Genomic DNA, 8093 nt, shown 5'->3' with positions numbered 1-8093 from the left:
GGAATAACGACTGTCATGGATGCAGGAATCAAAGGTGAACTCAGGATACTGGATGATACGACCTTTGTTCAGATAATCAAACTCGAGGACGGCTCGAGCATCATAGGCAGGATTACGGCAATCAAGGACGAGAAAGTGGAGATTCAGACCGACATGGGTCTGATTATTGTCCCTGTATCCAAGATACAAGAGATAGAGACTGCAACTTCAGGAGCTATAAAAAACGGTCAGTACTGGTTTGCGAACCCTAACTCGTCAAGACTTATTCTTGCGCCGTCAGGAAGAATGCTCGATAAAGGAAAAGGCTACATAGCCGACTATTGCCTTTTTTCGCCCAGGGTTGCATATGGGATAACGAAGAACATCTCCGTCTCCGGCGGCGCAACTCTTATCCCTTTTTCACGGGAGGATCAATGGTTCTACCTGATGCCCGAGTTCGGTATGGATGTTAATGACAATTCTGCACTATCTGCTGGCGCTGCCGTATTTATGCCTTTCTGGGATTCTCCCGGCTCCAGTTTTCCTCTTCTAAGTGTTGCGTATGGCGCTTTTTCTGCGGGAAAACCTGATTCCAGGATAACCGCAGGCGTCGGCTACGGTATAGTCAGGGATGAGTGGATGAAATTGCCTGTTTTTCTGTTTGGGAGAGATATAAGAATATTCAAGGGCGTATCACTAGTATCAGAAAACTATATCTTTATGGATAATGATCGCGTGTTGCAGACTGTATTTTGCTACGGTTGCAGATTTTTTAGCAAGAGTCTGTGCGTGGATGCCGCCTTTGTTAAAACTCTGGATTGCGCCCTTTTCGGGTTGCCCTTCGTAAGCATAGCGTACAATTTTTGAAAGAACCCCAAAAGAACTCTCAGTGTTTCGTTTGGGGACGCCCATGTTGTGTCCTTGAATTCCCGGTCAGCTCAAACAGATTCCTTGACAATGAGATTTGACTCAGTAAGCTACGCCAATGGGACGGATATTAACCAATTTTCACCCCAAACGAATACTTCTTATTCGTTCGGGGACCCCGAATAGCTTTGCTTATGGTGTGAGCGTTTCCGGTTTTTGCGATATTCCTATATTCAAGAATAAACTCAAATAATGATTCGACTAATAACCATCTTTACGATTTCCGGCTTCCTTCTTTCGCTTCAGGCCTTGACGTACGAAGGACCCCATGAGGTCTGCCGCTTCAAGGAGCGCGGGGAACCTCCCGTGGGCTTCATCTGCGAGGGTGCAGGCCACGGTCCTTTAAGGCTTCTCGTCTCGGATACGGCCATATATCTTCTTGCCCGGCTTACCCACGAACTTTATACGTTCAATCTTTCAGGAGATGTCATAGATTCCCTGCATCTGCCTTTCTGTCCTGCAGACGTAACTTATGACAGCCAAGGCAGGCTGTGGTTCCTTCAGTCGAGGGTTGAACCCGGATTCATCTCCACCTACTACAAAGGGGAGGAGGTCAGCAGCATGGGGTTCAGTCTTGCGGACGCTCCCTACATAACCGAGGTGTGCGTTTCGCCATCGGACGAGTGCCTGCTTCTTTCCGGAGGATTCGCATACAGGCTTGTATCGACCGAAGAGGGACAACCCAACAAGTTGGTTGCGGTCGGTGAACGGCCGGGAAGATACCAGCTTCTGGATTCCCATATCGGAAGGATTGTAGATACCTGGGAATCCGAATTCTCGGGCAGAACTGAAAGCGTAACCCTTAGCCCGGTCAGGCTCGAGCCTCTGGACAGGGAGCTTTTCCAGTTTCACGCGGATGACAGAAAAGGGAGATTGTATGTCGTGGGCACGTCCATTCAGATAGATGACGAGGGCGAAAAATACATCACGCGAAGGCTTATCGTCATTAAAGACGGAAGAATCCTTGGGCAGCTTGATGGGCTTGAAGCGGGAAGCTCGTCATACGACTACGCCAACCACGATATAGCCATATCGCCTTCAGGAGACGTTTATCTTTTCAGAACCCATATCCTCGAAGAATACTCCCATATCCTTCTCTGGAAACTAAAAGAATAGCCGCTTGACAATCTCATCCTTCAGCTTATCCTAGTTGCGATGAAGAAGTATGCTGGTTTTCTTTTCATTGTATCCCTTGCATCGGGATTCGAGTACGCAGAGCCTGACACTCTGGTGGCGCTTTCTCAAGGCGGCGGAAAGTTTCAAATCGGGATTTGCTTCGAGGACGTGCCGCTTGGTCCTTACCGCCTTGTCTCCTCTGACTCGCTTTTGTACCTCCTCGACCAGTTGAACTCCAGGGTATTGTGTTTCGACACATCGGGAAGATACAAGAGCGAGATAAAAACAGCGTTCAAGCCGTGGGATATTGCGGTCGATGACTCTGGCAAGCTCTACCTCTTAGATAACCGCACACAGCCTGCAACGATATCGCTCTACGAGGATGAAACCGAGGTGGAAAGAATCAGAGTCGCATACGATGTTAAGCAACCTTTGACCGCAATCGTCTCTCATCCGCCAGACAGCCTTCTTGTCCTGTCTGGCATGAGCTTCTTCTGCGTCGAGAAATCCGGTCTGCATGGAGAGAATCCGAACTCAGCCGTACTCAAGGAACTCGATCCCGATTCAATAGCAGGCATCGAGGTTTCAGGCATAAGGTTCCTCGGACTCCCCCACCCTCCTGAAGGCCGGGTCCAGGAGCATCTTTTGGCCTACGGTTCGGGCCGTGTCTGGATAGGGAAGGAGACGATGATCCAGGACAAATCCGGCTCCTTTTATCTGCGAAGCGTATACTCACTCTCCGACTCCGATGAGGAACCTGCCTTCATCTCCATGCCTCTAAACTTCTACGGCTACGACACAGGCTGGCGCAACGTCGCCATTGACCAGTTCGGCAACGTTTACGCCTTTACATCCACCGAAGACGGCAAGGCGGCGATACTAAGATGGCGGGCAGTGTATTGATCCTACTACTCTCGCTCCTGACATCGACCCAGGGCGTCCTGCCCTCCCGCGAGCTTATACTCAAGAGGGCGGAGAGTTTTGCATCCCTTACCTGGTTTGCAGACTCCGCAAACACCTCGGACTGGGATACCGCATATTACCGGTGGGGCTTCGCCTCCCACGGCTGCGAGGAGCACCGCTCATCGGACTGGACAGCGGGCGAAACCTATCAGGGCATTCCCTACTCCTACGGCGGAAACGATGATACCGTCCGCTATATCTCCAAACTTGAAGACGACAGTCTTGGCGCAGGCAACCACATGTGCCACTACTACAACTACGGCGAGGCAACCGGCATCTACCCTCCTGACTGGACGGCGGGCATAGACTGCTCCGCATTCGTCTGCCGCACATGGGGCATCCCGAGGACGAATGTGGACGGAGTGTACAGCCGCTCCTACAAGATTGAGAAGTCGCAGGTTAAGCCGGGCGACGCGCTCGCCTACCTGGGGCACCATATAGTTCTCGTTGCAGACCCAGGACCCAATCCGCCTTACGGTACGTTCGCTCTATACGAGGCATCAGGTTCTGCGTGCCGCGCCTGGTACAATCCTGCGGCATCGTGGTCGGCCTATTCGAAATACTATGCGGTAAGCTTGTACAAACCGGAGAGACCGGACACAACACCCGAGGATACGCTTCGAAGCCAGATATTCTGCGAACCTTCGGTCGCTTTCGGGAGCGTGCTCATCCGTTTCCCCAACGGCTGGAGCGAGAGCAGCGTTCACTACGAGATATTCAATACCGCGGGTCAAAAGATAACTTCAGGCGACGTTGCGGCGCCCGACTTCGAACTTTCCTGGCAGGCAAGGGATGACTTCGGACGCAAGGTTCCCTCAGGAGTCTACGCTGTCCGGATTACATATCCTGCAAGAAGCAGTTTCAAGAGATTTATCATCATCAATTGAATAAGCATCACAAACGTTGACAAACAGGGCATAGGGAGTAAAATTTTTCGAATTAAAGCTTACGGAGGCATTATTGGATCTGTTCCAGAAGTGTGAAGATTTTTACCCCATCTACGCGAAAGCGAAGGATGAGGGATGGTATCCATATTTTCTTCCTATAGGGTCGCAGCCCGACCACGACGTAATCATCAAAGGAAAAAAGATGATTATGCTCGGTTCAAACAACTATCTCGGGCTTACCGCCGACCCCCGGGTCAAGGAAGCCGCAATAGAGGCTACCGAGAAGTACGGCACGAGCTGTACAGGCTCCCGTTTCCTTAACGGAACACTTGCCATCCATCTGGAACTTGAGGAGAAGCTCGCCGAGTTCAACCATAAAGAGGACTGCATCTGCTTCTCGACAGGATACCAGACCAACCTTGGAACCATCTCCGCTCTCGTGCAGAAGGGCGACTTCGTCATAACAGACAAGCTTGACCACGCATCCATCATCGACGGCGCAATGCTGTCCCTGGGAACCATGAAGCGCTTTATACACAACGACATGGAATCACTCTCCAGAGTGATAGAATCCTTACCCGAGGATTCGGGCAAGCTTGTAGTGGTCGACGGCATCTTCTCGATGGAAGGCGACATAACACCCTTGCCCGACCTCGTCAGGGTCTGCAAGAAGTACGACGCCCGGCTTCTGGTTGACGAAGCGCACTCGGTAGGCGTCATGGGAAAAAACGGGGCAGGAGTTTGCGAGCATTTCGGTCTTTCGTCCGAGGTCGACCTCATCATGGGAACCTTCTCGAAATCCTTCGCATCGCTCGGAGGCTACATGGCGGGCGACAAGAGGGTGATTACGTTCATCAGGCACAACGCCCGGTCGCTCATTTTTTCCGCCTCCATCACGCCTGCTTCGACTGCAGCCGCGCTCAAGTCTCTCGAAATAATGATTTCCGAGCCGGAACGCCGCGAGCGACTATGGAAAAACGCCCGCATGATGCTTTCAGAGCTGCCTAAGATGGGGTTCAACATAGGCACGAGCGAAACACCTGTAATACCACTGCACTTCGGCGACGACATGAAGACCATCTACTTCTGGCAGGAGCTTCACAACGCAGGCGTCTTCGTAAACCCGGTTATTCCTCCGGCAGTGCCGCCGTCAAAGTCCTTAATTCGTACGAGCTACATGGCCACGCATACCGAAGAGGAGCTCAAGGAAGCGCTTAAGATATTCGAGAAGGTTGGACAGAGAACGGGGGTTCTTTGATATCTGTCCGGCAGGTGAGGACCCGCAAAGAACTCAGGGAGTTTGTTCAACTGACATGGCCTCTCTACAAAGGAAACGGACACTGGGTGCCGCCTTTGATATCGGACCTGGAGGCTATGCTTACGCCGGGGAAAAATCCTTTCTGGGAGCATGCCGAGCGGGAACTCTTTATAGCCGAAAAGGATGGGGCAATCGCGGGCAGAATCGCCGCCACCATATGCCGGAATCACAACAAGCTCTACAACGAGCAGACCGGCTTCTTCGGATTCTTTGAATCCGTTGATGACCGGGAAGTAGCGCACGCGCTCATCGCAAGCGCGTCCGATTGGCTCAGAGAGAAGGGTATGACACATATCAGAGGTCCTATGAATCCCAACATAAACGAGGAGATAGGTCTTCTTGTGGACGGTTTCGACCAGGACCCTTATGTAATGATGCCATATACACTTGCATACTATCCCGCGTTACTAGAGGGAGAGGGGTTAAAAAAAATAAAGGACGTTTACGCTTACGAGGCGTATACAAAAGACGGGATGCCCGAGAAGGTCGAAAGAATAGTCGGGCTATTAAAGAAGCGTTACAAGGTTAACGTCCGGCCCATAAACATGAAGAAGCTCGACGAGGAAGCAAGGCTCTTGAAGATCGTTCACGACGAGGCATGGAAGGAGAACTGGGGCGCAGTACCTTTCACGGAGGCGGAATTCGAACACATTGTGAAGCAGCTTAAGCCTATAGCGGTTCCCGACATAGTGCCTATTGTAGAACTCGACGGCAAGCCTGTTGCGATGGCGGTCGCGGTGCCGGATGCAAACCAGATTCTCCGGTTCGCCAACGGAAAGATGTTTCCGTTCGGATTTCTCAAGGTTTTATTCAACCAGAACAAGGTCAATCGAATCAGAATACTGATTCTCGGTGTTCTATCGAAGTACCGCAAGTACGGGTTCGACGCATTGCTCTACTATTCCGTATTCAAGGGCGTAGAGAAGCACGGGTTCAAGGGCGGCGAGTTCAGCTGGATACTCGAGGATAACGTCGACATCATCCGCATCATAGAGTCCTGGGGCTCAAAGCGCACAAAAACCTACCGCATCTACCAGAAACCGCTCTGAGAGTGTCTTAAAAAAACTTATAACCGATACCTAAGGAAGCAACAGGCCGAGGGGTATTCAATAAAAAGAAGGGGTTCACCCCTATGAATAAACCTAGCTTTGGTAAAGGTCGCAAAATAGCCAAGATATCAAAACCAGTTAGTCCCCCCCTTACACCTAGAGTAATTCTTTCCTTTTCACCTATACCCAAAAGAAATGTCGCGGAAAGAATACGGGGCAGAGTTCCTTCGATTCTTAATGCAGGCGTTATCGATTTGGTAGGCAAGGCTGCTTGAAGGTTAAGCGCAATATCGGGAAAAAACCCCCCACGGATTATGCGGATTGCCGGCGGTATCGTGGACAATGAAACCTGTCTGGCCATAGCCTAAGCCCAATCTCCCTCCGAGCTGCAGATATGGATTGAATCCGTATGAAGGAGCAATGCTTGCCACCCCTCCCACGGAAGGGGCATTCCATTCACCGTATGCCCCGATGTACGACATGGCGGAAACACCAGCGTCCATGTGGAATCCCTTTTCGACTCTTGCGGTACCGTAAAACGGTGTAACACAAGATATCAAGTGCAACAAAACGCTCGTCTGACATGCAATCAGAACTTTTTTCATAAGGATTACCTCATTTTCCTTTAAGTCTTACTTAAGACTACTTACCTCATCTGCGTTTGTCAAGACCGTCTGCAAGAAAACCTTCAGCCAGTCGATGAAGATAACTATGCATCTGGATTTGTACGGGGGTCCCCGAAAGAATCTGAAGAATTATTTTTGGGTAAATTATACTTTGAGTCTGTCGGAGTATGCGCCGAGGATCGGGATGCGCCACATTTCACCCCTTGCCGCTTTCACTATGCCCCATATAGTTAAGGCAAGGTAGATGAAGTAAAGGGCGCCCTCAAAAACCAGAAGGAAGTACTTGAACGGCGCGATCCAGCCCAAAAGGAAGCGCAATATCAAAAATGCGAGCCATGTGATGGCGGTAGCTATAAACAAAACGAGCGCCTGCCTGCCGTGATGCTTTGCCAAAGGCGCGTCCTGCGCAAGCCAGAGCGGAATCCAGAATAAAGGCGGAATGTAGCCTATTGCCGCCTGGGCGCGTTTTTCGTCTTCCATATCATATAAATTCTATTGCAAACGCGCCCTATGTCAAGGTAAAATACACCCCATAAAAATGCTCCGTTTTTTTATGAGACCCCGAACTTCTCTTGCTCCTTTTTGCTAACGCAAAAAGTTCGCAGAAATCCAAACCAGGATTTGCTTTTGCTCATCTTACCAGCACAACCTTCGTCCTTGAACCCTGCCGTTCGCGGATGATGTAGACTCCGGGGACTTGACCCTTACCCCAGTGAAGCTCGCCCGATGGACCAACAGGTCGGATTTCATCCACCTTGCGGCCGGACGTGTCGTAGATGGTCAGGGCAAAGCCTTGGGGAAGATACTTGTACTTGAGTACAATCTCAGAACCGACCGCAGAGGCAACGTTCCACAAGGGAGGAGGAGGGGGTATTGAAGAAGACTCCTCGACTCCCACAAAGCCGAGTGAGTCGGTCTTGATGAGGACGATGTCGGGCGAGCCGTTGACGCTCATAAACCCCGTGACGGCAAAGCCGCCGTCAGAACATAAGGCAAGGCAGTCGCCGCGTGCGTCGGGATCGCCTTCAAACGTGCGCTCCCAGAGCATTTCGCCATCCGAGTCGGTTTTAAGGAGCCATATCTTGCCTGTGTGCTGTATGGAGAAATCCTGGGTGCCCGCGATTATGTAACCGCCGTCAGGCGTCTGGTGGCAGGATGCGCCAGCGTCCCACACCGAGGTCGGGTCGTAAATCTTTGCCCAAAGGCTGTCGCCCAGGGAATCCGTCTT

Annotated in this window: 9 protein-coding genes; 6 read left to right on the top strand and 3 right to left on the bottom strand. The window is 51.1% G+C overall.

Features of this window, described 5'->3' with window-relative positions; all coding sequences use genetic code 11:
* From GX441_06955 to GX441_06930, 6 genes are all read left to right on the top strand, one after another.
* Positions 1 to 846 (top strand): hypothetical protein (locus GX441_06955; protein ID NLI98383.1); only part of this gene is annotated, 846 nt, incomplete at its 5' end.
* Positions 847 to 1098: 252 nt separating this feature from the next.
* Complete coding sequence (locus GX441_06950) at positions 1099 to 2022, top strand: hypothetical protein (protein ID NLI98382.1); 924 nt, start codon at positions 1099 to 1101, stop codon at positions 2020 to 2022.
* Positions 2023 to 2061: 39 nt separating this feature from the next.
* The gene (locus GX441_06945; protein ID NLI98381.1) at positions 2062 to 2925 is read left to right on the top strand and encodes a hypothetical protein; all 864 of its coding nucleotides are present in this window, start codon (positions 2062 to 2064) and stop codon (positions 2923 to 2925) included.
* Positions 2907 to 3872 (top strand): hypothetical protein, encoded by a 966-nt coding sequence (locus GX441_06940; protein ID NLI98380.1) that lies wholly within the window; start codon positions 2907 to 2909, stop codon positions 3870 to 3872. Before GX441_06945 ends, GX441_06940 begins: the two co-directional genes overlap by 19 nt.
* A gap of 202 nt (positions 3873 to 4074) precedes the next feature.
* On the top strand, positions 4075 to 5130 hold the full coding sequence (locus GX441_06935) for an aminotransferase class I/II-fold pyridoxal phosphate-dependent enzyme (GenBank protein NLI98379.1): 1056 nt from the start codon (positions 4075 to 4077) through the stop codon (positions 5128 to 5130).
* 14 nt (positions 5131 to 5144) lie between these two features.
* Positions 5145 to 6239: an N-acetyltransferase gene (locus GX441_06930; GenBank protein NLI98378.1), complete on the top strand. Its 1095-nt coding sequence runs from the start codon at positions 5145 to 5147 to the stop codon at positions 6237 to 6239.
* A gap of 278 nt (positions 6240 to 6517) precedes the next feature.
* Here the strand turns inward: GX441_06930 and GX441_06925 are convergent, their stop codons facing one another.
* The 3 genes from GX441_06925 to GX441_06915 form a co-directional block, all read right to left on the bottom strand.
* Complete coding sequence (locus GX441_06925) at positions 6518 to 6844, bottom strand: hypothetical protein (protein ID NLI98377.1); 327 nt, start codon at positions 6842 to 6844, stop codon at positions 6518 to 6520.
* 165 nt (positions 6845 to 7009) lie between these two features.
* Positions 7010 to 7345: a DUF4870 domain-containing protein gene (locus tag GX441_06920; GenBank protein ID NLI98376.1), complete on the bottom strand. Its 336-nt coding sequence runs from the start codon at positions 7343 to 7345 to the stop codon at positions 7010 to 7012.
* Between the two features lie 151 nt (positions 7346 to 7496).
* Positions 7497 to 8093, bottom strand: a 597-nt coding sequence (locus tag GX441_06915) for a hypothetical protein (protein NLI98375.1), incomplete at its 5' end; no start/stop codon positions are given.

The sequence above is a fragment of the bacterium genome, assembly GCA_012517375.1.
Taxonomy (GTDB): Bacteria; Hydrothermota; Tepidihabitantia; order B3-TA06; family B3-TA06; genus JAAYVC01.
This window is presented reverse-complemented; position numbering and strand designations above follow the sequence as displayed.